Annotated in this window: 21 protein-coding genes and 2 pseudogenes; 7 read left to right on the top strand and 16 right to left on the bottom strand. The window is 66.1% G+C overall.

What is annotated here, in order from left to right; genetic code table 11:
- Positions 1 to 279 precede the first annotated feature (279 nt).
- The gene (locus tag ACTIFK_RS15800; RefSeq protein WP_244466407.1) at positions 280 to 1,233 is read left to right on the top strand and encodes a LysR family transcriptional regulator; all 954 of its coding nucleotides are present in this window, start codon (positions 280 to 282) and stop codon (positions 1,231 to 1,233) included.
- Here the strand turns inward: ACTIFK_RS15800 and ACTIFK_RS15805 are convergent.
- Positions 1,184 to 1,306: pseudogene (locus tag ACTIFK_RS15805) on the bottom strand (DUF2274 domain-containing protein); the annotation flags it as partial. The gene ACTIFK_RS15800 and the pseudogene ACTIFK_RS15805 overlap by 50 nt on opposite strands.
- A 374-nt stretch (positions 1,307 to 1,680) precedes the next feature.
- Here ACTIFK_RS15805 and ACTIFK_RS15810 point away from each other — a divergent pair.
- The 6 genes and pseudogenes from ACTIFK_RS15810 to ACTIFK_RS15835 all read left to right on the top strand — a co-directional run bounded on the left by ACTIFK_RS15810 (position 1,681) and on the right by ACTIFK_RS15835 (position 7,740).
- Positions 1,681 to 2,658: a chromate resistance protein ChrB domain-containing protein gene (locus tag ACTIFK_RS15810; protein WP_047558487.1), complete on the top strand. Its 978-nt coding sequence runs from the start codon at positions 1,681 to 1,683 to the stop codon at positions 2,656 to 2,658.
- 17 nt (positions 2,659 to 2,675) lie between these two features.
- Positions 2,676 to 4,079, top strand: coding sequence for a chromate efflux transporter (gene chrA, locus ACTIFK_RS15815; RefSeq protein ID WP_052224906.1), 1,404 nt, complete (start codon positions 2,676 to 2,678; stop codon positions 4,077 to 4,079).
- Entirely contained in the window at positions 4,066 to 5,295 is a 1,230-nt protein-coding gene (locus tag ACTIFK_RS15820) for an MFS transporter (RefSeq protein ID WP_047558484.1), read from the top strand. The genes chrA and ACTIFK_RS15820 overlap by 14 nt, the downstream gene beginning before the upstream one ends.
- Positions 5,296 to 5,394: 99 nt before the next feature.
- The gene (locus ACTIFK_RS15825; RefSeq protein ID WP_047558481.1) at positions 5,395 to 5,664 is read left to right on the top strand and encodes a metal-sensing transcriptional repressor; all 270 of its coding nucleotides are present in this window, start codon (positions 5,395 to 5,397) and stop codon (positions 5,662 to 5,664) included.
- Between the two features lie 8 nt (positions 5,665 to 5,672).
- The gene (locus ACTIFK_RS15830; RefSeq protein WP_047558477.1) at positions 5,673 to 6,992 is read left to right on the top strand and encodes an MFS transporter; all 1,320 of its coding nucleotides are present in this window, start codon (positions 5,673 to 5,675) and stop codon (positions 6,990 to 6,992) included.
- A gap of 27 nt (positions 6,993 to 7,019) precedes the next feature.
- Positions 7,020 to 7,740 (top strand): annotated as a pseudogene (locus tag ACTIFK_RS15835) (ABC transporter permease).
- A 139-nt stretch (positions 7,741 to 7,879) separates the two neighbouring features.
- Here the strand turns inward: ACTIFK_RS15835 and ACTIFK_RS15840 are convergent.
- The 15 genes from ACTIFK_RS15840 to ACTIFK_RS15910 form a co-directional block, all read right to left on the bottom strand.
- Positions 7,880 to 8,167 (bottom strand): DUF2274 domain-containing protein, encoded by a 288-nt coding sequence (locus ACTIFK_RS15840; RefSeq protein ID WP_052224905.1) that lies wholly within the window; start codon positions 8,165 to 8,167, stop codon positions 7,880 to 7,882.
- Positions 8,155 to 8,310: a DUF2274 domain-containing protein gene (locus tag ACTIFK_RS15845; protein WP_082004871.1), complete on the bottom strand. Its 156-nt coding sequence runs from the start codon at positions 8,308 to 8,310 to the stop codon at positions 8,155 to 8,157. Before ACTIFK_RS15845 ends, ACTIFK_RS15840 begins: the two co-directional genes overlap by 13 nt.
- 3 nt (positions 8,311 to 8,313) lie before the next feature.
- Positions 8,314 to 9,513, bottom strand: coding sequence for a TrbI/VirB10 family protein (locus ACTIFK_RS15850; RefSeq protein WP_047558476.1), 1,200 nt, complete (start codon positions 9,511 to 9,513; stop codon positions 8,314 to 8,316).
- Positions 9,510 to 10,535, bottom strand: a complete 1,026-nt coding sequence (gene trbG, locus ACTIFK_RS15855; protein ID WP_052224904.1) for a P-type conjugative transfer protein TrbG — start codon at positions 10,533 to 10,535, stop codon at positions 9,510 to 9,512. Before trbG ends, ACTIFK_RS15850 begins: the two co-directional genes overlap by 4 nt.
- Complete coding sequence (gene trbF, locus ACTIFK_RS15860) at positions 10,532 to 11,215, bottom strand: conjugal transfer protein TrbF (protein ID WP_047558473.1); 684 nt, start codon at positions 11,213 to 11,215, stop codon at positions 10,532 to 10,534. The genes trbG and trbF overlap by 4 nt, the downstream gene beginning before the upstream one ends.
- Entirely contained in the window at positions 11,215 to 12,567 is a 1,353-nt protein-coding gene (gene trbL, locus ACTIFK_RS15865; RefSeq protein ID WP_047558470.1) for a P-type conjugative transfer protein TrbL, read from the bottom strand. The genes trbF and trbL overlap by 1 nt, the downstream gene beginning before the upstream one ends.
- A 3-nt stretch (positions 12,568 to 12,570) precedes the next feature.
- A complete protein-coding gene (gene trbK-alt / locus ACTIFK_RS15870) occupies positions 12,571 to 12,867 on the bottom strand; it encodes a putative entry exclusion protein TrbK-alt (protein ID WP_047558467.1) in 297 nt (98 codons plus the stop codon).
- Between the two features lie 22 nt (positions 12,868 to 12,889).
- Positions 12,890 to 13,651, bottom strand: coding sequence for a P-type conjugative transfer protein TrbJ (gene trbJ, locus ACTIFK_RS15875; RefSeq protein ID WP_047558464.1), 762 nt, complete (start codon positions 13,649 to 13,651; stop codon positions 12,890 to 12,892).
- Positions 13,648 to 16,086 (bottom strand): conjugal transfer protein TrbE, encoded by a 2,439-nt coding sequence (gene trbE / locus ACTIFK_RS15880; protein WP_150978937.1) that lies wholly within the window; start codon positions 16,084 to 16,086, stop codon positions 13,648 to 13,650. The genes trbJ and trbE overlap by 4 nt, the downstream gene beginning before the upstream one ends.
- A 10-nt stretch (positions 16,087 to 16,096) precedes the next feature.
- Positions 16,097 to 16,378: a VirB3 family type IV secretion system protein gene (locus ACTIFK_RS15885; protein ID WP_150978936.1), complete on the bottom strand. Its 282-nt coding sequence runs from the start codon at positions 16,376 to 16,378 to the stop codon at positions 16,097 to 16,099.
- Positions 16,378 to 16,710: a TrbC/VirB2 family protein gene (locus ACTIFK_RS15890; protein ID WP_150978935.1), complete on the bottom strand. Its 333-nt coding sequence runs from the start codon at positions 16,708 to 16,710 to the stop codon at positions 16,378 to 16,380. Before ACTIFK_RS15890 ends, ACTIFK_RS15885 begins: the two co-directional genes overlap by 1 nt.
- Positions 16,707 to 17,690 (bottom strand): P-type conjugative transfer ATPase TrbB, encoded by a 984-nt coding sequence (trbB, locus tag ACTIFK_RS15895; protein ID WP_150978934.1) that lies wholly within the window; start codon positions 17,688 to 17,690, stop codon positions 16,707 to 16,709. Before trbB ends, ACTIFK_RS15890 begins: the two co-directional genes overlap by 4 nt.
- A gap of 169 nt (positions 17,691 to 17,859) precedes the next feature.
- On the bottom strand, positions 17,860 to 18,294 hold the full coding sequence (locus ACTIFK_RS15900) for a ribbon-helix-helix protein, CopG family (protein ID WP_047558828.1): 435 nt from the start codon (positions 18,292 to 18,294) through the stop codon (positions 17,860 to 17,862).
- A gap of 8 nt (positions 18,295 to 18,302) precedes the next feature.
- Complete coding sequence (locus ACTIFK_RS15905; RefSeq protein ID WP_150978963.1) at positions 18,303 to 20,291, bottom strand: conjugal transfer protein TraG; 1,989 nt, start codon at positions 20,289 to 20,291, stop codon at positions 18,303 to 18,305.
- Between the two features lie 31 nt (positions 20,292 to 20,322).
- Entirely contained in the window at positions 20,323 to 22,062 is a 1,740-nt protein-coding gene (locus ACTIFK_RS15910; RefSeq protein ID WP_150978933.1) for a relaxase/mobilization nuclease domain-containing protein, read from the bottom strand.
- Positions 22,063 to 22,298: the final 236 nt, after the last annotated feature.

The following is a 22,298-nucleotide window of genomic DNA, read 5'->3' on the forward strand; positions in this document are numbered from 1 at the left end:
AAGGACGCTCTTAGGACCGCAGTCGACCGCGATCCCGAGCACCTTCTGAATGACTTGGAGATACTATGTTTGCTTTTGAGAGCGAAGTCCCAAGCCGCCATAGATGAGCGGCTACGTTAGTCTCCAGGTCCGGTAGGTATCGGGGCGAATATTGAACAGCGTGAGGAGCGTCACAGATGATGAAATGCGCAGACGACGTCTACCGAGCGCTTCCGATGTATGCGGAACGCGGTGCGTTCTTCGACAGCGCTGTTTCCGCGCGGCGAAACGAGCGCTCTCGTGTCGATCGAGCTTAAACATCTGCGATACGCTGAGGCGGCGGAACGCTGTGGCAGTTTTCGCAAGGCGGCAGATCTGCTCGCCCTCAAGCAGTCTAATCTCAGCCGACGAATCCGACATCTGGAGGAGCAACTCGGCGTAGCGTTGTTCGAACGAACGAATGGCGGCGTCAGGCCGACGGCGGCAGGCCGGGACTTTGTGAGCGGCGTTCGCCGGGTTCTCAATGATTTGCAGATTGTCGTCGACGGAGCCAAGGCCGTCGGACGCGGCGAGGCCGGGTACTTGACGATCGGCTTCTACACGTCCCTCTCAGCCGGCAATCTCAGGGCAAGTCTTGTCGAGTACGGCCGTCGCTTTCCCCAGGTTGAGATCAAAACTATCGAAGGATCGCGAACGCGATTGTTCGACGGAATACAGAATAGCATGATCGACATCGCCATCGTCACCGGGGAGCCGGCTTCAGATTGCAATCGCTCGATGGTGCTCTGGAGCGAGCGCATCATCGTCGCTCTGCCCGAGGATCATCCGCTCGCAGCGAACGAAGTCATCTATTGGACAGACTTAAAACATGAGCGCTTCTTGCTGAGCGAGCGCGATCCGGGACCGGAGATCCAAGACATCCTCGTTGCCAAGCTCAGTTCCCCTGGCGATCTGCCCGACGTCGTCCGGCACGATGTGAGCCCGGAAAACATCAAGAGCCTGGTTGGGGCCAACCGAGGCGTCAGCCTTATGTGTGAGGCCTGCATGGGAGCCAGCTATACCGGCGTCGTCTACCGCGAGGCGCGCGACGGCAACGGCTCGACCCGGATCGGGTATCGCGCCTATTGGCGAGACGGCAACGAGAACCCAGCGCTCCGGAACTTCATTCGCCTCTTGGAGGAGCGCTACCCGCCGGTTGCGAACGGGAACGGGCCGCGTGGCGCATCTTCGCGAATCCCCGATCCGTCGCCATAAAACGCTCAATCATTGGTGCGATCAGCTTAGCGGGGTCGAGAGCTTGGCCGCTTTCGCGGCCAAGGATCTCGGCATTATCCGGACTCTCCAAGCGTGTCTCACGTCCGCGACGCTTGGACGGTAAGCGCAGCGATCATCGTCGCATTCAGTTCATGGTGCCAGAAGGTTGTCGTACGCCGCAGCGGGAGCCCGTCGCGGCTTGCGAACAACGACCGAGAAGGTTTCGATCCCGCAACTGTACCTCACGGACCTGTCCGCCCTTCATTCCTCCGGCGGGGCCGGCGGGATGACGCCGCATCTGTGCGTTGCTGCGGCCGCGGCGGCGCACAGATGCGGGCTCAGTGACGGCCGCTTGGTACCGCCGGAGGCAGCGGCCAACCCATCTGGATGTCCGAGAGATTGTGATACATCTGTTCCTTTTCATTACCTCAATGATACGGTCTTTTCATGGACGATGACCGATCACCAAACCAACCCTGGCTCCTTCTGATCCACCAGCTTCCCAGCAAGCCGGCCTATTTGCGCGTCAAGGTCTGGCGCCGGCTGCAGGCCATCGGCGCCGTCGCGGTGAAGAGCACCGTCTACGCACTTCCGGCAACTGCCGAGACGCGGGAGGATTTCGCGTGGCTCCTGAAGGAGATCGTCGAGGGCGGCGGCGAGGCGCTGGTCTGCGAGGCGCGCCTGATCGACGGTCTCTCGGACGACCAGGCGCGGGCGCTTTTCGACACGGCGCGTGATGCCGACTACGAGGCGATTGCGACCGAGGTCCGGGCGCTCGCGGAGACGTTCGATGCGGCGGCGGGCGGTGAGGAGAAGACGGACGCGCGCGCCCATGCCCGGCGCCTGCGCAAGCGGCTCGCCGATGTCATTGTGATTGACTTCTTCGGCGCCACCGGGCGGCTCGGTGCGGAAGGTGCCATTGCTGAACTCGAGAGCCGGCTCGTAGCGGACAACGACATGGACGCCGCAGAGCCCGAGGCTGCGCGGACAGACGACCTCAAAGGTCGTATCTGGGTCACGCGCAAAGGCGTCCACATCGACCGCATCGCCTGCAGCTGGCTGATCCGCCGCTTCATCGACCCCGATGCCGTCATCCGCTTCGTGCCGGGCAAGGGCTATGTCCCCAAGCCGGGCGAGCTGCGCTTCGACATGTTCGAGGGCGAGTTCACTCATGAGGGCGACCGCTGCAGCTTCGAGGTGCTGCTCGCCCGCACCGGTCTCGACGACCCGGCCCTTCGGGCGATCGCCGAGATTGTCCACGACATCGACCTCAAGGACGGCAAGTTCGCACGCGAGGAAGCGACCGGCATCGCCCATCTCATCGCCGGCATCGCGATCGCTCATGCGGACGACGAGGAGCGCATCGCTCAGGGAGCACCCGTCTTCGATAACCTTTACCAGTATTTCCGCAAGAAGCGCCGCTGACGCGCAGGGATGGATCGATGAACAAGATCGCAAGCAACGACACACAATCCATCGAGCGCAACACTGCGCCCGACCACGGCATCCCGTTCGGAGAGGCCGTGCGCGTCTGGGCGCGGGTGGCGGCGCTCTCCTTCGGCGGCCCGGCCGGGCAGATCGCGGTGATGCACCGGATCATCGTCGAGGAGAAGCGCTGGATCGGCGAGAACCGCTTCCTGCACGCGCTCAACTACTGCATGCTCCTGCCGGGACCGGAGGCGCAGCAGCTCGCCGTCTATATCGGCTGGCTCCTCCACAAGACCAAGGGCGGGCTCGTCGCCGGCACGCTGTTCGTGTTGCCGGGCGTCGTCGCCATCATGGGCCTGAGCTGGATCTACGCGCTCTTCGGCAATGTCGGCGCCGTCGAGGCGCTGTTCTTCGGGCTTAAGGCGGCGGTGCTCGCCATCGTGCTCGAGGCCGTCGTGCGCGTCGGCAAGCGCGCCCTCAAGAACAACGTCATGATGGCACTCGCCGCGGCTGCCTTCATAGCCATCTTCTTCTTCCACGTTCCGTTCCCGCTCATCATTCTGACAGCAGCCCTTATCGGCTTTGCTGGCGGGCGCGCTGGCCTTGCGCCCTTCCTCGCCGCCAACGGGCACGGCAAGGTGGGCGACAGGCAGGTCGCCGACGCGGAGAGCGTCCTCGGCGAGACGATCCCGGCCCACGCGCGGCCTTCGGTTGGCTGGGCGTTGAAGATCGCCGGCGTCTTCCTCGTCCTGTGGCTTACGCCGGTGGTTGCCCTTGTCGCCGCCTTTGGCACCGGCAATGTCTTTGCCGATATCGCTGTCTTCTTCTCCAAGATGGCGGTGGTGACCTTCGGCGGGGCCTATGCCGTTCTCGCCTATGTGGCGCAGCAGGCCGTGGAGACCTATCACTGGCTCCAACCCGGAGAGATGCTGGACGGGCTTGCCATGGCCGAGACCACGCCCGGGCCGCTGATCATGGTCACGCAATTCGTCGGCTTCATGGGAGCCTTCCGCGCGCCCGGGTCGCTCGATCCGTTGCTGGCGGCCACGCTCGGTGGCCTGCTCACCACTTGGGTGACCTTCACGCCCTGCTTCCTGTGGATCTTCCTCGGCGCGCCCTATGTCGAGGCGCTACGCAGCAACCGGGCGCTGTCGGCCGCGCTGGCGACGATCACCGCGGCCGTCGTCGGCGTCATCCTCAATCTCGCGGTGTGGTTCGGGCTGCACGTGCTCTTCGGCGAGCTGATCGAGGTGAGCAGCTTCGGCATGAGCGTCGATGTGCCGATCTTGAGCTCGGTCAACGTGGCCTCGCTCGTGCTCACCATGGGCGCGCTGATCGCCGTGTTCCGCTTCAAGGTCGGTATGCTGAAGGTGCTCGCCGCCTGTTCCCTGGCGGGGCTCGCCTATGGGCTCCTCTGACGCTCAAACGGACGTCCAGCCGCGCAAGTGGCTCCACCCGACGACCTGCCTCTTTGCAGCGCGGGCGCTGCGCGATTTCGGCGACGGCTTCGTGGCCGTCCTCCTGCCGGTCTATCTGCTTGCGCTCGGCTTCAGCCCGCTCGAGGTCGGCATCATCGCCACCGCATCGCTCCTCGGCTCGGCGCTGCTCACTATTGCAGCCGGCTTCCTTGGCCCGCGCTTCGATCATCGTCAGCTTCTACTGGCCGCTGCGAGCCTGATGATCGCTACCGGCGTCGCCTTCGCCGTGGTTCACGATTACGCGCTCCTTCTGATCGTCGCCTTCGCAGGCACGATCAACCCGTCGGCCGGCAGTGTGAGCGTGTTCGTGCCGATCGAGCACGCGGCGCTGACACGGGAAGTGAGTGACGCCAACCGGACGAGGATGTTCGCGCGCTACAGCCTTGTAGGAGCGCTCGCAAGCGCCGTTGGCGCGCTCGCTGCGGCCGCCCCCGATGTGATGACCACGGTCGGGCTCGGCCAACTCACGGCGATCAAGCTGATGTTCGTCCTCTATGCGGTTGTCGGGCTCCTGGGTGGCCTGTTCTATGCACGCATCCCCAAGCGCCCGCCCGCAAGCGAGCCGGCCGCCGCGCTTGGCCCCTCCCGCGCCATCGTCTTCAGGCTCGCGGCACTCTTCAGCCTCGACGCCTTCGCCGGCGGGTTCGTCGTGCAGTCGCTGCTGGCGCTGTGGCTGTTCGAGCGGTTTGATCTCTCCCTGTCAGCCGCGGGCGTGTTTTTCTTCTGGTCGAGCATACTGTCGGCTTTCTCATTTCCCGTCGCCGCCTGGCTGTCGCGGCACATCGGGCTCGTCAACACGATGGTGTTCACCCACATTCCCTCCAGCATCGCCCTGATGCTGGCGGCGCTCGCCCCCAACCTGGGCATTGCCCTTGCCCTGCTGCTGATCCGGGCAGCGCTTTCCCAGATGGACGTGCCGACGCGCTCGTCATACGTCATGGCCCTGGTAACGGAGGCCGAGCGCGCCGCCGCCGCGAGCTTCACCTCCGTTCCGCGCAGCCTCGCCGCATCCGCCAGCCCCGCACTGGCCGGCGCCTTGTTTGCCGCATCCTACAAGGCCTGGCCGCTCCTGATCTGCGGCGCGCTCAAGATCACCTACGACCTGCTGCTGCTTGCGCAGTTCCGCCACATCAAGCCGCCGGAAGAGCGTAAGTAGGTTGGCCGTTGAGCACTTCCGCGGCAATCGAAGTCTGCGGCGGAGTTCACGTCCCCAGCGACCTTGACTCTATCCTCCCCAGGAGGATAGGCCGGAGGCATGTCCACCCATTCCTCGCACCCCGCCATCGTCAAGCGCCTGAAGCGCGCCGAAGGCCATCTGCGCAGCGTCGTCGCGATGATCGAAGCCGGCCGGCCCTGCCTTGAACTCGCGCAGCAGCTGCACGCGGTCGAGAAGGCCATAGGCCAGGCCAAGAAGACGCTCATCCGCGACCATCTCGATCACTGCCTCGGCGACGCCGCACAGGCCTTGCCCGCCGGCCAGCAGCGCTCGATCGAGGAGTTCAAGGAGATCACCAAGTACCTTTAGGACAGCCAGTGCTCGGCATTCTCGCAAACCGCACCTACCGTCATCTCTTCGCCGCGCAGGTGATCGCGCTGATCGGCACCGGGCTGGCCACGGTCGCGCTCGGGCTTCTGGCGTTCGAGCTGGCCGGCGGCGAGGCCGGCGCGGTGCTGGGAACGGCGCTGGCGATCAAGATGATCGCCTATGTCGGCGTCGCACCCGTGGCGGCCGCCTTTGCCGAACGGCTGCCCCGGCGCGCGATCCTGGTCAGTCTCGACCTCGTGCGCGCGGCGGTGGCGGTGGCTCTCCCCTTCGTCACCGAGGTCTGGCAGGTCTATGTGCTGATCTTTCTGCTGCAGTCGGCATCGGCGGGCTTCACACCGACATTTCAGGCGACCATACCCGACGTCCTGCCGGACGAGAAGGACTACACGCGGGCGCTCTCCCTGTCGCGATTGGCCTATGATCTCGAAAGCCTTCTCAGCCCGATGCTCGCTGCGGCCCTTCTCACGGTGATGAGCTTCTATGCGCTCTTCGCCGGCACCGTGATCGGCTTCCTGGCCTCGGCCGCTCTGGTCGTCTCGGTTCTGCTCCCCAGCCCCAGGCCTTCCACGCCGCGCCCCATTTACGAGCGAACCACGCGTGGCTCCCGCATTTACCTCGCCACCCCGAGGCTGCGTGGGCTGCTGGCGGTCAACATGGCGGTCTCCGCCGCCGGTGCGATGGCGATCGTCAATACTGTGGTCATCGTGCAGGGAGAGTTCGGTTTGTCGCAGCGCGCGACCGCGCTGGCGCTGGCGGCGTTCGGCGGCGGGTCGATGGTCGCCGCACTCGCCCTGCCAAGGCTGCTCGAAGCCATATCCGACCGCGCGGCGATGCTGGCAGGCGTGATCCTTATGATCCTTGGTCTCGTGGCTGGGGCCACTGTCTCGGGCTACCAGCTCCTTCTGCTGCTCTGGTTCGTTCTCGGCCTCGGCTATTCGGCGGCCCAGACGCCCTCGGGCCGGCTGCTGCGGCGTTCCTCGCAACCCGAGGACCGGCCCGCCTTGTTCGCGGCGCAGTTTGCGTTGTCGCATGCCTGCTGGCTTGTAACCTATCCGCTGGCCGGATGGCTCGGCGCCTCCGTCGGGCCCAACGCGACATTCCTGATCCTGGCCGTGATTGCGGCCGCCGCTCTCGTGGCAGCGGCCCTTCTGTGGCCGGCTTCCGACCCGGAAGTCGTTGAGCACCGGCATCCCGGCCTTTCCGACGACGATCCGCATTGGGCGGAGGGAGCGCGGCACGGTGAGGGCCGCCATGCTCACGCCTTCGTCGTCGACAACCTGCATCCGCAATGGCCGCGCGAGCCGTGAGCGGCAAGGAGTGACGATTGGGTCTGTATGCTGCAATGGGTTATTGAGGTCCAACGCGAGATCTATCTGACGTTCGCCGACCGCATTGGCGCGTTTGCCGGCGGCGGCAGCTGGACCGCGCTCGCCGCCTTCCTGCCGATGGGCATCGTATTCGGCGCCGTCCACGCCATGACGCCGGGACACAGCAAGTCGGTGCTTGCCACCTATCTGGCGGGATCGTCCGTGGGAATGGCGCGCAGCCTGATGGCTTCGCTCGCGCTGTCTTTCACGCATGTGAGCATGGCCGTCTCCTGATCGCGCTGCTGTCACTTCCCCTGGTCTCAATCGCCTTCGGCGGCGTCGGCCGGGCACCATTGCTCGAGGATTTGAGCCGCGGCCTGCTCGGCGTTATCGGCTTGTGGATGCTGTGGCGGGCGTCGAGGCGTGCGAACCATGCCCATGGCGTTGGGGAAGGTGCCGCCGTCGGCTTCATGGCGGGACTGATCCCCTGTCCGCTGACGCTGTTCGTCATGACCTTCGCGATCACGCGGGGCGTGCCCGAGGCCGGCATCGCCTTGCCGTTGCCATGATGGCGGGCGTGGCGGCGACGCTATCCCTTGTCGCGGTGACCGCCGTGTTTTTCCGTCAACAGGTGACACGCCTGCCGGAGACGCGGCCAAGGCAGATTGCCGCATTCACGCGGACGATCGAGGCGGTTGCAGGTATCGTTCTCGTTGCGGTTGCCCTGCGTGAGATCCTGATGCGGTGACGGAGTTAGGTGCCCTAAACGAACGCCCGCTAGCGGTCATGGACGTGAGTTCGTGCGGCGGCGACCGAAATTCCGCCAGAGGGTCGGAACCAATATTCCGCTTAGGGTGCCAACCGTTAGGTTCGGCAAAAGGACAGCTTCAGGCGGAGCCATCGCCTTCGGCACCGCTTAATGCCTTTTTGCTGGCTGGAGGCACCCCTGGCTGACGCGCACGGCCTCCCTTCGCCTTACGGCTGCGCCAACCGCGATCCGAACGGAGGAAGGCTTCTAGCATGTGCGGGACCAGCGCTGCGGTGTCCACGGGTTCGTACAGCCGGCTGTGTTCGGCTGCATACTGGTCGAGTTCCTCCTTAAGTGGCTCCGGCAAGATGATGGTCATGCGGACGACGCCAACCTTCGGCAACCGACCGAGCCTCAAATCCGGCATGGTTCACCTCCTACTGGTGAGACATGTTGACTGTTCAGATAATCAGCATAGGCGATGAGATCGCGGTAAAGTGCAGCGGGCAACTCCATTGAGATCTTCGCCGGCTTGTCGTCTTCGAGCGGCCCCAGCTTGAGCTTGGCCATCAGCTAATCTCCGTAGGGTTCGAGCACCAAATCCCGCGTAACGATGACGCGAACGGGAAAGCCCGGCCGGATCGTCAGTGTCGGGGCGACGTTGAGCTGGCGGCGCACGATCTGCTGGCCGGCATCGTTGATGGTGTCCTGCCCACCGTTGCGGATGGCCTGGACCAGGCGGTCGTCGTCATTAGTGGCGAGCTCGGCTCCGACGCTCAGCAACGTGGAGAGCCCCGCAGCTTTCGCCAGCTCCCACCAATGATAATCGACGCCATCCTGAAGGCCGGCGTAACCCTCCGCATCGGCGCCGGGCTGGCGCTCGAGAACGATCGAGCGCCCGTTTGGGAAGATCAGCCGGTTCCAGACCAGGAGCACGCGGCTCTGACCGAACTGAACGCTGTTATTGTACTGGCCGATCACGCGCGTGCCTTGCGGCACCAGGAGGATACGTCCCGTTGGGCTGTCATAGATGTTCTCCGTCACCTGCGCGGTGATCTGGCCGGGTAGGTCGGAGCGGATGCCGGTGATGAGCGCCGCCGCGATCACGGCGCCTGCCTGAAGGATGTAAGGCGACGCCGGTGCGGCGACGCGATCGGGTGCGACGGTGCGCCGATCGGCCGCCGCATTGAGAAATGCGAGCTGTCGATCCTGGGCCGATGGGGTGGCGGGTGGCGGCGCGAGGCCGAGGCCGGTGAGGTCCGGAGTGGGCGGCGGCGCGATCGTCGCGGCGCCGGGGCCCGTCGAGGCCATGGACCTGTTCTCGGCGCCGCTGAACAGCCTACTGACGCGGGCGGTCTCTATTTCCTGCAGCCGGCGTTGCTCCTCCGCGCTGAGGCCGGCCTGGTTTGGCAATGGCTGGCCACGATTTTGCGCGCCCAGAATGGGTCGCCCGAGGTCGCCCGGAAGCGGCGGACCCAATTGGGGAACACCGCTGTAATCGCGCGGCAATCCGGCCAGGCCATCGGCGGTCGACCGATTATCGGTCGAGTAAAGTTCGTCCGCCGGCCTCCCCGCGTCGCCGGTCTGGAGCGCATAGATCAACGCGGCGCCGATTCCGACGCTCGCCACGAGTCCGAGGCCGGCGAGCACCTTGCGCGAGAGCCGCGTAACGCGCGGCGCATCCGCGCGCAGCCGCATCGGGGCGGCCGCGTCGTCCGCCGACCCGGTCAGCGGCGCCTCGTCTTCTTCTTTCCGGGGTTCTGGCTCGCTCACGACGCCGGCCTCCCATCGGTGCGGACGATCCGGACGCGCTTCTGGCGGTCGCCAGCGCCGAAACGCAGCTCCGCGGCCGCGAACAGCCGGTCGACGATCATGTAGTTGGCACGGACGCGGTAGTTCACGAGCTCGGAGGTGTTGCCCTCCGGACCGACCACAAACAGCGGCGGCATCTCGCCCTGACCGATGCCACGCGGAAACTCGATGAAGACCTGGCGTCCATCATCGTAGGCGCGCAGTGGCCGCCACGGCGCACGATCGCCTTCGATGGCATAGCGGAAATTGATGTTGGCGAGGTCGACGCCGGTGGCGACGGGACTGCTGGCCTCGGCCTGCGCGTTCTGGCGGCGCAGCGCGATGAGCTGATCCTGCGGATACTGCCAGGACACCGAAGCCATATAGGTGCGCTCGGTCGAGCGCAGCTCCATGTGGTAGGTGCGCAGATTGGTGTTGATGATGAGATTCGTCATCAAGTCGGCGCGGGTCGGCTTCACCAGGATATGAACTTGCTGGGTCGCGCCCGAGCCGCTCACCGTGTCGCCGATGATCCAGCGAACCGTGTCGCCGGCGGCGACCGGGCCGGAGCCGACCAGTTGCTCGCCCGGCTGAAGAGCGATGTCGGTGATCTGGCCGACGGCGGTGTAGACCTGATAGAGCGCGCCGCCGGTATAGGGATAGACCTGCATGGCGTTGATGAAGCCATCGCGGACCGGCTGCACACGCGCGGCGGCGTTGGCCTGATTAACGCGGGCTGTCGGATCGGTAGGCTCAGGCGTGCCGCGGGACGGCTCGACGGGCTTCATCTGACCGGGGAGTGGCAGAGGTCGCGGCAGCTCGACCACGCGCACGGGAACCGGAGGATTGGCGCTCAGCGCCGCTGGCACGGCGTCATCATAGGAGATCTCTGGCGGCCTGTTCGCCGTGGCGCAGCCGGCGAGCGCCGACGTGCACAGCAGGAGAACCGCAAATGTGGACGTGCGAGAAGCCGGATTTCCGGCTTTACGGAAAGACGGCTTCATTGCCCAAGCTCCCGTGACCAGTTGATGGCGTTGACGTAGATGCCGAGCGGGTTGGCGCGCAGCCGATCGGCGTTGCGTGGAACCTGCACGACGATGGTGAGGATGGCGGTCCAGCGGGTCGTCTCGGCGAGCTGGCCGTTCTCGTACCGGCGCTCGACCCAGGCGACGCGGAAACTGTCCGGCGAGGCCCGGATGACGCTGGAGACGTCGACGGCGATCTGTTGTCGGCCGACCTTGGTAAAAGGGTCGTTGGATCGCGCGTAGTCGTTCAGCGCCATCGCGCCGCGGTCGGTCGTGAAGTCGTAGGCGCGCAGCCAGTTCTGCCGAACGATGATGGCGTCGGACGGAATCGAGCGGACCTGCTCGATGAAGCGCGCGAGATGAAAAGCGATCTGCGGATCGGTGGGACGATAGTCGGCGACCGCTGGCGCCACCGCCTGCGCTTGGCCGAGCCGGTCGACCTGCACAACCCATGGCACGATCGTGCCGCGGGCCGATTGCCAGACAAGCGCCGCCGCGAAACCAGCGGACAGGATCAGCGAGCCGAACGCCATGAGCCGCCAATTCTTCGCCTGGACGCGCGCGGCGCCGATGCGCTCGTCCCAGACCTGCGCGGCGCGCTGGTAAGGCGTCTCAGGTTCTGGTGGTTTGCCGTAGTGAGTAGAAGGTCGTTTGAACATCAGCGATCGCCTTGAGAGAGGTTGATAGAGGAGCCGCCGCCATGGCTGTCACCGCTGCGAACGGCGTGGGCGGCCGCCGTCACACCGTGGCTCAAGGCCTGAGAGCGCTTCATGCGCTGGGCCCAGGCCGGCGGCCCGTCAGCCGCAGCGGCCGGCGCAGCATCGGCCGCGAGCCCGCCGATCGTGCCCATGGTCGATGTGCCACCCGTCGCGGCGAACGCGGACTTGGCGCCATCGGAGAAGCTCGACTTCATGCCGTCTGCTGCCCGGGAGGCCGCGCGACGCAGCGGTGAGCTGGCGGCCGCGCCAGCGGCGCGAGCAACGCCACCGAGTCCAGATCCGACGGCGGACACGCCCGACTGGCCGGCAGCGCCGAGGCTGTAGGCCGTCGAGGCGCCACCGGCCAGGGCCGCTCCCCCTCGAGCGGCAGCGGCAGTTCCGGAAAGAGCAGCGGCGCCGCCGCGAAGGGCCATTCCGCCAGCCGCGCCGGCCGCGACCAGAGCGCCGCCCGCCGCGAGCCCAGTTCCGACGGCCGCGCCGGCGCCGAGCTGCGGACCGCCAGAGACGAGGCCGTTGGCGATGCCAGGGCCGAAGATTCCGAGGCCCAGCAGCGAGAGCGCGGCAAGCACGATCGCCATCGCCTGGTCGATCGTCGGTGTCTGGTTCGCGAAGCCGGCGGTGAACTGGGAGAACAACGTCGAGCCGATGCCGATGATGACGGCGAGCACCAGAACCTTGATGCCGCTCGATATGACGTTGCCGAGGACGCGTTCGGCCATGAACGCGGATTTGCCGAACAGGCCGAACGGGATCAGCACGAAGCCCGCAAGCGTCGTCAGCTTGAATTCGATCAGGGTGACGAAGAGCTGGACGGCGAGAATGAAGAAGGCGAGCAGCACCAGCGCCCAGGCGAACAACAGGCAGGCGATCTGGATGAAGTTCTCGAAGAAGGCGATCCAGCCCATCAGGTTGGAGATGGAATCGAGCAGCGGGCGGCCGGCGTCGAGGCCGGTCTGCGCAACGCGGCCGGGGCGCATGAGATCTTCGACGGTAAATCCAGTGCCCGACGCCTTCAGGCCGAGCCCCGCGAAGCTCTCGAACACGATGCGCGCGAGGCTATTCCAATTGCCGATGATGTAGGCGAAGACGCCGACGAACAGCGTCTTCTTGACCAGGCGCGCCATGATGTCGTCGTCGGCGCCCCAGCTCCAGAACAGCGCGGCCAATGTCACGTCGATGACGATCAGCGTCGTGGCTATGAACGCTACCTCGCCGCCGAGCAGGCCAAATCCGCTATCGATATAGCGGGTGAAGACCTCCAGGAATTGGTCGATGACGCCGGTGCCGCCCATGGATCACCGCCCGTCGTCATGCTGCGGCGACGTCGGCGCTGGCGCCGGCGCAACGCCGAGGAAGCGGTCGCGGGTTGCGGCCCAGGTGCGCAGGCATTCGGCATCGCGCGCGGCGGCCTCGCCGAGCAGTTGGCACCGCCGCTGCGCCTGGCGCAGCGGATCGGCCGGCGTGACTTCAACTGGCCGCAACGCTTGGCCGGCCGGCTCTTCCTCTTTCCGGGACATCTCGATCGCCGTCGCCGTGATGGCGACGGCGACGAAGACGACGGCGCCAAGGCGCGCCAAGAGCTTGCCGTCCATGACACGATCCTCTTGCGGGGCCTTAGTTGCCATTCGGGAACATGCGGGCGTTGCCGGGCTGATAGCCGCTGCCGGGGGTCAGGAAGCGGCGGCGCTGCTCGCGACCCTGCTCGGCTGCCGCCGCGCGTTCCGCTTCGGTCAGTGCCTGAGCCCGGCCGTTCGCAGCGACGACAGCCGTGAGATCGGCGAGCTGCTGGGCCTGGAGCGCGAGGAGCTGATTGCCGGCCTGCGCCGCCTGCAAGGCGCCGGTAGCGCCCTGACTCTGACCAATGAGCGCCGACATCTCGGCGCGGTTGGTGTCGATGTTGCCGACGACACCGGCCTGCACGCGCATGGCGTCCTGCAAGCCGCCGACGGTGTTCTGCCAGCGCTCGCGCGCCTGCGAGACGAGCTGCTGGTCGGAGGCAGACATCGACGCATTGCCGTAGGTGGAAGTAAAGGCCTGGTCGATCTGCTGGACGTCGTAGGCGATGCGCTGCGCCTGGCCGAGAAGCTGCTGCGTCCGCTGCACGGACTGCTGCAACCGCTGAAGCGAGGAGTAAGGCAGGCTTGCGAGATTGCGCGCCTGGTTGATCAGCATCGTCGCTTCGTTTTGAAGCGAGGTGATCTGATTGTTGATCTGCTCCAGGGCGCGGGCGGCGGAGAGAACATTCTGCACGTAGTTCGTTGGGTCGTAGACGACCCATTGCGCGGATGCCGGCTGGACCATCACGGGCGACATCGCCACGGGAATGGAAAGGATCGACGCGGCAAGAAGCGCCGCGCGTGAGCGACGGAAGATCATGGCTGAGTCTCCAGGTTGTTGAGGTCGGGAATGAGGTCGGACGCCCAGGCGACGCCGCGCAGCCGCAGCCAGGCCGGCAGGAAGCCCTCGCGGCCATGCTCGGCGATGGTGCGCTCGAGGGCGGCCTGGTCGGTCTTCGACGAGGCGGCGCACAGTGCCAACGCAACGTCGGACAGGCCGAGCTCGAACAGCCGGTTGCCGCGGCGGGACTGGCAGTAATAGTCGCGCTTGGGCATCGCGCGGGCGAGGATCTCGATCTGGCGGTCGTTGAGGCCGAAGCGCCGGTAGATCGCGGTGATCTGCGGTTCGATCGCGCGCTCGTTCGGCAATAGGAGCCTGGTCTGGCAGCTCTCGATGATGGCGGGCGCAATCGCCGAACTGTCGATGTCGGAAAGCGACTGGGTGGCGAAGACGACGGAGGCGTTCTTCTTGCGCAGCGTCTTCAGCCATTCGCGGAGCTGACCAGCGAAATCCTCGTCGTCGAGCGCCAGCCAGCCTTCGTCGACGATGAGCAGCGTGGGGCTGCCATCCAGGCGATCCTCGATGCGATGGAACAGGTAGGCGAGCACGGCCGGCGCCGCGCCCGTGCCGATCAGGCCCTCGGTCTCGAACGCCTGCACAGAGGCTTCGCCAAGATGCTCGTTCTCGGCGTCGAGCAGGCGACCATAGGCGCCTCCGACGCAATAGGGTCGTAGCGCCTGTTTGAGGTCGTTCGATTGAAGGAGGACTGCAAGCCCGGTGATGGTGCGTTCGCTAACAGGCGCGCTCGCGAGCGAGGTCAGCGCCGTCCAGATATATTCCTTCACCTCCGGCGCGATCGTCACGCCCTCGCGCTGCAGGATCGCGACGATCCAATCCGCCGCCCACGCGCGTTCCGGCACGTGGTGGATGCCGGCGAGCGGTTGCAGCGACACGCTGTCGGCCGCGCCCTCGGTCAGCCCGCCGCCGAGATCGTGCCAATCGCCGCCCATGGCGAGCGCCGCGGCGCGGATCGAGCCGCCGAAATCGAAGGCGAAGACCTGCGAGCCCGAATAGCGCCGGAACTGAAGCGCCATCAGCGCCAGCAGCACAGACTTGCCGGCGCCGGTCGGCCCAACGACGAGCGTGTGACCGACATCGCCGACATGAAGGGAAAACCGGAACGGGGTCGAGCCTTCGGTCCTGCCATAAAGCAAGGGGGGTTGCCCGAAATGCTCGTCCCGTTCCGGCCCCGCCCACACCGCCGACAGCGGAATCATGTGGGCGAGATTGAGCGTCGAGATCGGCGGTTGCCGGACGTTGGCGTAGACATGGCCTGGCAGCGACCCAAGCCAGGCGTCGACGGCGTTGATCGTCTCCGTCATCGCGGTGAAGTCGCGGCCCTGAACGATCTTCTCCACCAGGCGCAGCTTCTCGGCTGCGATGCGTGGATCGGCGTCCCAGACGGCGACCGTCGCGGTGACATAGGCCTGACCGGCATAGTCCGCGCCGAGTTCCTGCAGAGCGAGGTCGGCATCGGCCGCCTTGTTCGCCGCATCGGTGTCGACGAGCACCGAAGCCTCGTTGGTCATCACCTCTTTCAGGATCGCCATGATGCTCTTGCGCTTGGCGAACCACTGCCGCCGGATCTTGGTGAGCAGCTTGGTGGCGTCGGTCTTGTCGAGAAGGACGGCGCGCGTCGACCAGCGATACGGAAAGGCGAGCCGGTTCAAGTCGTCGAGCAGCCCGGGCGTGGTCGCGGTCGGAAAACCGACAATGGTGAGGATGCGGAGATGCGAGTCGCCCAGGCGCGGCTCCAGTCCGCCGGTGAGCGGCTGATCGGCCAGCAGCGCATCGAGATACATCGGCGTCTCGGGCACGCGCACGCGATGGCGTTTGGTCGAGACGGTCGAATGCAGATAGGTCAGCGTTTCGCCGTCATCGAGCCATGCGCATTCCGGCATGAAGTTCTCGATGAGCTGAAGCACGCGGTCGGTGCGATCGGCGAAGCCGCGCAACGCCTCATGAGGGTCAAGGCCGTTGTCGGCCTTGCCTTCATAGAGCCAGCTCTCGGCGCGGGCGGCGTCCTCGGCCGGCGGCAGGTGGACGAAAGTGAGGAAGTAGCTGGACTCGAAATGCGAGGCGTCTTCCTCGAAATCGGCCTTGCGTTCGGCGTCGACCAAGGCCGACGCGGCCTCGGGAAAGCGGCTCGCCGGATAAGCTCCTGCGCCATGCCGCTGCGCCTCGACGAAGATCGCCCATCCCGAGCCGAGGCGGCGGAAGGCGTTGTTGAGACGGCCGGCGACGGCGACGAGTTCGGCCGGCACTGCGGAGTCGAGGTCGGGACCGCGAAAGCGAGCGGTGCGCTGGAAGCTGCCGTCCTTGTTGAGGACGATGCCCTCGCCCGCGAGCGCGGCCCAGGGCAGGAAATCCGCAAGGCGGGTTGAGGTCCGGCGATATTCGGCGAGGTTCATCATCGGAGTGGCCTCACGCGCTCAGATGGCCGGGGATGCGCAGGTGGCGGCGCACCACGTCGACGAATTGCGGATCGCGTTTTGCCGCCCATACGGCGGCGAAATGGCCGATCGCCCAGAGCCCGAGACCGACCAGCCAGAGGCGCAGGCCCAGGCCGAGGGCCGCTGCCAGCGTGCCGTTGAGGATGGCGATCGAGCGCGGCGCGCCGCCGAGCAGGATGTGTTCGGTGAGCGCCCGATGGACCGGGACGGCGTAGCCCGGCACTTCGCTGGCGCTGTCGATCAAGCTCGCCATCAGACGAGCGCTCCGCCGCCGAACGAGAAGAACGACAGGAAGAAGCTCGACGCGGCGAAGGCGATCGAGAGGCCGAACACGATCTGAATCAACTTTCGGGCGCCGCCCGACGTGTCGCCGAAGGCCAGTGTCAGGCCGGTGATGATGATGATCATCACGGCGATGATCTTGGCGACCGGACCCTCGATGGATTCGAGGATCGATTGCAGCGGCGCTTCCCACGGCATCGATGAGCCGGAAGCATGGGCTGCAGGGGCCAGCATCATGCTGACCACCGCCGCGGACATGGCGGTTGCGATATGACGGCGAGCGCGCAGGGCATGGCGGATCATGCGGGGTCTCCTGAGACGGGCTGGGTTGCGGGGATGACGCGGTAGTCGCCGTCCGGCTGAAGGCCTTCGACGCGGGCGAGTTCGGCGAGGCGGCGGGTCGAGCCGCGGCCGCTGAGCACCGCGACGAGATCGATGGTCTCGGCGATCAGCGCGCGCGGGACCGTGATGACGGCTTCCTGAATGAGCTGCTCGAGGCGGCGCAGCGCGCCGATCGCGGTGCCGGCGTGGATGGTGCCGATGCCGCCCGGGTGGCCCGTCCCCCAGGCCTTGAGCAAATCCAGCGCCTCGGCGCCGCGCACCTCTCCGATCGGAATGCGATCGGGGCGCAAGCGAAGCGAGGAGCGGACGAGATCGGAGAGCGATGCGACGCCATCCTTCGTCCGCATGGCGACCAGGTTGGGCGCGGCGCATTGCAGCTCGCGCGTGTCCTCGATCAGAACGACGCGGTCGAAGGTCTTCGACACTTCGGCGAGCAAGGCGTTGGTGAGTGTCGTCTTGCCGGTTGAGGTGCCGCCGGCGACCAAGATGTTGCGGCGGTCCACGACGGCGCGGCAGAGGATCTCAGCCTGTTCGGCCGACATGATCTCGGCGGCGACGTAGTCAGCGAGCGTGAAGACGGCGACGGCAGGTTTGCGGATCGCGAACGCCGGCGCGGCGACGACGGGCGGCAGAAGCCCTTCGAACCGCTCCCCCGTCTCGGGCAGTTCGGCCGAAACCCGCGGCGAACCGGAATGAACCTCGGCGCCGACGTGATGCGCGACGAGGCGAACAATGCGTTCGCCGTCGGCGGGCGAGAGCCGTTCTCCGGTGTCGGAGAGCCCCTCGGACAGGCGGTCGATCCAGAGCCGCCCGTCGGGATTGAGCATCACCTCGACGATCGACGGGTCTTCCAGGAATCCGGCGATGGCGGGGCCGAGGGCTGTGCGCAACATGCGCGCGCCTCGCAGGGTCGCCTCTGATTGCTGGTGAGAAACCGCCATGTCGTCCCCGTTCTGTGCGGGACCGCGAACACGCGGCCCTGGATCGGGGATCAGTAGAAGAGGCAGAAATCAGGGCATGACAACAAGCAGAACGGGGTCGTAGTGCTCTGGCGTACAAAGACAGGGACAGGGCGGAACTGCCGGACGCTTGCGACACGTTACGCGATGGTTATTCCGCGCCCGCGATGCCCGTGACGTCTTCGGAAATCTCCTCACGCACCTTCGGTCCCTTCGCGAGTCGCCGGCCGAGCGCGGCGACGAAGGCGTCGTACCGCTCGCCCGCCTGTGCGCGTGCGGCCGCCTGGGCTGGCTCCGGCAACGGCGGGTTGGTGGTGAGCCAGTGGCGGACGAACACCGCGAGCATTTCCACGGAAATGCCGAGGTCGCGTTCCATGCGTGTCATGCGCCGGTCGAGCTGGTCCAATCGCTTGGTGGTCGCGGCTTCCTGGCGCTCGGCGGTGTCGGGTGACAGGAAGGATGCGATCGCCGCTTCCGCGACCAGGGATCGCGATTGATCGCGACGCGCGGCATAAGCGGTGAGCGCCTTCATGATGTCCGGATCGAGATAGACCGAGAGGCGCTGCTTCTTCGGAATCTTCATGATCGCCACGCTCAGAGGTCCATCCCATCGTTGGGATCGAGCGAGACCTGCCGCGCGATGCCCTGCATCACCTGGTTCAGCCGGCGTGCGCGCGCGGCGTCGTCATCGGCGTCGTCGGGACCATCGAGGTCGAACTCGTTGTTGATCGGCGCCTTCTTCTCGACGGTCCCGGCCTTGTTCAGCTCGGGCTGGTGGCGGCGTTCCGAGCCGGTCGGATCCTCGTCGTCGCCCTGGCCATCCTTTGCGGCGGCGCCCTCGATCTCCGGCCGCGGCGGCAGCGGCATCTTGCTCCAGTCGTCCGACTTTGCCGCCGCTGTCTTTGCCAGCGCCGGCGGTGGCAGGATGCGTTCCTGAAACCGACGATCCTCGAAGTAGCGCGCCTTCTTCGCGCGGATCGGCGGCGTTCCGGAAACCATGACGATCTCGTCGGCGGGTGGGAGCTGCATCACCTCGCCCGGCGTCAGCAGCGGGCGCGCGGTCTCCGATCGCGACACCATCAGATGGCCGAGCCATGGGCTCAGCCTGTGCCCGGCATAGTTCCGCATTGCCCGCATCTCGGTCGCGGTGCCAAGCGCATCCGACACGCGCTTGGCCGTCCGCTCGTCATTGGTCGCGAAGCTGACGCGGACATGGCAGTTGTCGAGGATCGAGTTGTTCGGGCCATAGGCTTTCTCGATCTGGTTCAGCGATTGTGCGATGAGGAAGCTCTTCAGCCCATAGCCCGCCATGAACGCCAAGGCACTCTCGAAGAAGTCGAGGCGCCCGAGCGCGGGAAACTCGTCGAGCATGAGCAGCAGCCGATGCCGCCTGCCTTTGGCGTTGAGATCCTCCGTCAATCGGCGTCCGATCTGATTGAGGATCAGGCGGATCAACGGCTTGGTGCGCGCGATGTCGGATGGGGGAACAACGAGATACAGGGTCGATGGTCGCGTCCCGCCGACAATGTCGGTGATGCGCCAATCGCAGCGGCGAGTTACTTCGGCCACAACCGGATCGCGATAGAGGCCGAGAAACGACATCGCGGTCGACAAGACGCCCGACCGCTCGTTGTCGGATTTGTTCAGCAGCTCGCGCGCGGCCGAGGCGATGACGGGATGTGGACCCGCTTCGCCGAGATGTGCGGTCTTCATCATGGCCGCGAGCGTCGACTCGATCGGCCGCTTCGGATCGGATAGGAACGCGGCGACGCCGGCGAGCGTCTTGTCGGTCTCGGCGTATAGAACGTGTAGGATGGCGCCGACCAGCAGCGCGTGGGACGTCTTCTCCCAATGATTGCGGCGTTCCAAACTCCCTTCCGGATCGACCAGGATGTCGGCGATGTTTTGAACGTCGCGCACTTCCCATTCGCCACGACGGACTTCGAGCAGCGGGTTGTAGGCGGATGAGTTGGCGTTGGTCGGGTCGAACAGCAGCACCCGGCCGTGTCGGGCGCGGAAGCCGGCGGTGAGCTGCCAGTTCTCGCCTTTGATGTCGTGAACGATAGCGGAGCCAGGCCAGGTCAGCAGCGATGGCACGACGAGGCCGACGCCCTTGCCGGAGCGCGTCGGCGCGAAACAGAGCACATGCTCAGGGCCGTCATGGCGCAGATAGGCGCCTTCGAACCTGCCGAGCACCGCGCCATCGGGCCCAAGCAGGCCGGCAGCCCGCACCTCGTCGGCTCGCGCCCACCGCGCCGAGCCGTAGGTCTCGACATTCTTGGCTTCGCGCCCGCGCCAGACCGACATGCCGATGGCGACCGCGATGGCAATGAAGCCGCCTGACGCAGCGATGTAGGCCCCCCCAACGAAGACCGAAGGCGCATAGGCGTCGTAGAAGTACCACCACCAGAAGAAGGCCGGCGGATAATAGACCGGCCAGCCGAACAGCTCGAACCATGGCCTGCCGAGCTGCGGCTGGAAGCCGAGTTGCCACGCCGTCCACTGCGTCGCGGTCCAGGTCGTCGCGAGGACGATCAGGGAAACGACGAGAATCTGCCCCCACAGAATCTTGGTGGCCGACATGGCGGAGTCCTTTCTTAATAAGGAGCGGTGATCACAGGCCGAGCCCCCGCTTTCGGCCGAAGCTCCAGTCGATGCCGCCATCGCTGCGCGCGAGACCGGAGACATGCCGGCCGAGTTTCTTTTCGAGTGAGGGCGACCAGGGCACGAGCTGGAAGCCGAGGCCGTCATCGATCATCGCGAAGCGGCCGGAGGCGAGCGCGATGCGCCGCTGGTAGGCGCCAGCGACGTATTCCCCCGCCGCGGGCTTGTTGAATGGGCGGCCGCTCTCTGCCGCGATCTTGGCGCCCACGGCGTCCAGCTCGCGCCGGCGGAGCGTCTCGATCAGGTTGCGGCTGAAGCTGACGCCGCGGTTCTGACGTTCGGCCAGACCTCGCCCAATCAGGTGTTCGGCGCGCCGGTCCAGGGCGTCGCGCACCTCCGCGCCGAAGCCCCCGCCACCGAGCGCAACCGGCTCGCGGGCGATCGCCTGTCGATCAAGCCAGGTGGCGCCGGTCGCGGTGATCTGCTGCTCGATGGTGAGGTCTGATCGGACCGCCATCGCGACGCGACGCTGCCCCTTCGCGTCGTCGAACCTGCGCAGCTCGACGATTGAGCCGGGCGCGCTATCGCCGGCGGCGTCGAGATCGGGCAGCTTGATGTGATGGGTGCGGCCGTCCATGCCGTCGACCACGGCATAGGCTGTACCCTTCAGCTCATCGTCGAGACCGCGGGCGACCAGCCGGCCGACCACAGGATCGTCCAGACTTTCCCCGGCGAGCACATAGTTGGACGCGCCGCGTTCGATGCTGTGTTCTGAAAGGCCGCGATGGATGCGCTTGATGATGTCGCCGCGTTCGCCGAGCTCGCGCAGCGTCGTCTCGGCATTTTCGGAAACAGTCCACTGGCCGGGGCCGACCTGGTCGGCAAGCCCGAGCGATTCCAGTTTGCGAAGGCGCCCGACCTTGAGCGCATGAAATTCGTCGGGCTGGCGGTTGGGATGTGGCGCGAGGTCGATGACGCCGGTGCGATAGCCGTCGCGTGCGAGCTGCCGATCGAGGTTGGTCCAGCGCTCGGTGTCGATCTGACGTTCCAGGGTGCGACGGATCTCGTGATCCGTGCGCGGCCCCAATTCCTGCGTGATCAGATCCCGCGCCCGATCACGCATGCCTTCCTTGATATAGTCGCGGGAGATGACGAGGTTTTCGCCATCCTCGCGCACGCCACGCACAATTAAATGGACGTGCGGATGTTCGGTATTCCAGTGATCGACGGCGACCCATTCGAGCTTGGTGCCGAGGTCCTTCTCCATCTGGCCGACCAAATCGCGGGCGAAGGTCTTGAGGTCTGACATCTCCACGGCGTCGTCCGGCGAGACGATGAACCGGAAATGATGCCGGTCATCCTCGCACCGTTCCGCGAACGCCTTCGGATCAGCGTCATCGGCGCCAGGCCCGAACAGCCGGGCCTTCTCTCCGTCCCGGGTGACGCCCTCGCGGCCCAGATAGTTCAGGTGGGTCGCGAGCGGCGCGCTCCGTCCGCCGTGACGGACGACACGCGCCTTGACGACGGCGCCGCGCGAGCGGGACGTGATGAACCGATTGGCCTGCACTGATGCGCGCTGGCCCCGGCCGAACCGGGAGCGGTGGTTCGGGCCGATCGTCCCCTTGCGGGAGACCGAGCCGCCGGCGCGCTGGGCGGCGGCCAAGGCTTGGGCGATGAACGGCCTCGCGCGCTGCGCGCTGGTCGATCGGATGCGGCCTGGCCGGACGCGGAAATCGTTGTCGTCGCTCATGGCGGCAAGACCGCACATCGCGCGATAGCGCTGATTTGCTTATGAAATCGCCGGAGCCGCAGGCTGCGCCGAACAGGCGCACCTCGCGAATTCGCAGCGTAAGCCATTGAAAAAGCACAACCGAACCGAGGCGCACATCGCGCCCCTTTATCCTGCCATCGTGCGGTTGTGTTGTCCTGCTTCCCCCTCCACGCACTCCATGATGCGCTGGAGCCCGCCAGACCGCGATCCGAACG

The organism is Hyphomicrobium sp., from assembly GCF_051860585.1.
In the GTDB taxonomy this organism is placed as follows: Bacteria; Pseudomonadota; Alphaproteobacteria; order Rhizobiales; family Hyphomicrobiaceae; genus Hyphomicrobium_C.

Coding starts and splice junctions, on each gene's coding strand:
- ACTIFK_RS15810 (WP_047558487.1), top strand. CDS start 1,681: ATGGACGATGACCGATCACCAAACCAACCCTGGCTCCTTCTGATCCAC.
- chrA (WP_052224906.1), top strand. CDS start 2,676: ATGAACAAGATCGCAAGCAACGACACACAATCCATCGAGCGCAACACT.
- ACTIFK_RS15820 (WP_047558484.1), top strand. CDS start 4,066: ATGGGCTCCTCTGACGCTCAAACGGACGTCCAGCCGCGCAAGTGGCTC.
- ACTIFK_RS15825 (WP_047558481.1), top strand. CDS start 5,395: ATGTCCACCCATTCCTCGCACCCCGCCATCGTCAAGCGCCTGAAGCGC.
- ACTIFK_RS15840 (WP_052224905.1), bottom strand. CDS start 8,167: ATGCCGGATTTGAGGCTCGGTCGGTTGCCGAAGGTTGGCGTCGTCCGC.
- ACTIFK_RS15845 (WP_082004871.1), bottom strand. CDS start 8,310: ATGGCCAAGCTCAAGCTGGGGCCGCTCGAAGACGACAAGCCGGCGAAG.
- trbG (WP_052224904.1), bottom strand. CDS start 10,535: ATGAAGCCGTCTTTCCGTAAAGCCGGAAATCCGGCTTCTCGCACGTCC.
- trbF (WP_047558473.1), bottom strand. CDS start 11,215: ATGTTCAAACGACCTTCTACTCACTACGGCAAACCACCAGAACCTGAG.
- trbL (WP_047558470.1), bottom strand. CDS start 12,567: ATGGGCGGCACCGGCGTCATCGACCAATTCCTGGAGGTCTTCACCCGC.
- trbK-alt (WP_047558467.1), bottom strand. CDS start 12,867: ATGGACGGCAAGCTCTTGGCGCGCCTTGGCGCCGTCGTCTTCGTCGCC.
- trbJ (WP_047558464.1), bottom strand. CDS start 13,651: ATGATCTTCCGTCGCTCACGCGCGGCGCTTCTTGCCGCGTCGATCCTT.
- trbE (WP_150978937.1), bottom strand. CDS start 16,086: ATGATGAACCTCGCCGAATATCGCCGGACCTCAACCCGCCTTGCGGAT.
- ACTIFK_RS15885 (WP_150978936.1), bottom strand. CDS start 16,378: ATGGCGAGCTTGATCGACAGCGCCAGCGAAGTGCCGGGCTACGCCGTC.
- ACTIFK_RS15890 (WP_150978935.1), bottom strand. CDS start 16,710: ATGATCCGCCATGCCCTGCGCGCTCGCCGTCATATCGCAACCGCCATG.
- trbB (WP_150978934.1), bottom strand. CDS start 17,690: ATGGCGGTTTCTCACCAGCAATCAGAGGCGACCCTGCGAGGCGCGCGC.
- ACTIFK_RS15905 (WP_150978963.1), bottom strand. CDS start 20,291: ATGTCGGCCACCAAGATTCTGTGGGGGCAGATTCTCGTCGTTTCCCTG.
- ACTIFK_RS15910 (WP_150978933.1), bottom strand. CDS start 22,062: ATGAGCGACGACAACGATTTCCGCGTCCGGCCAGGCCGCATCCGATCG.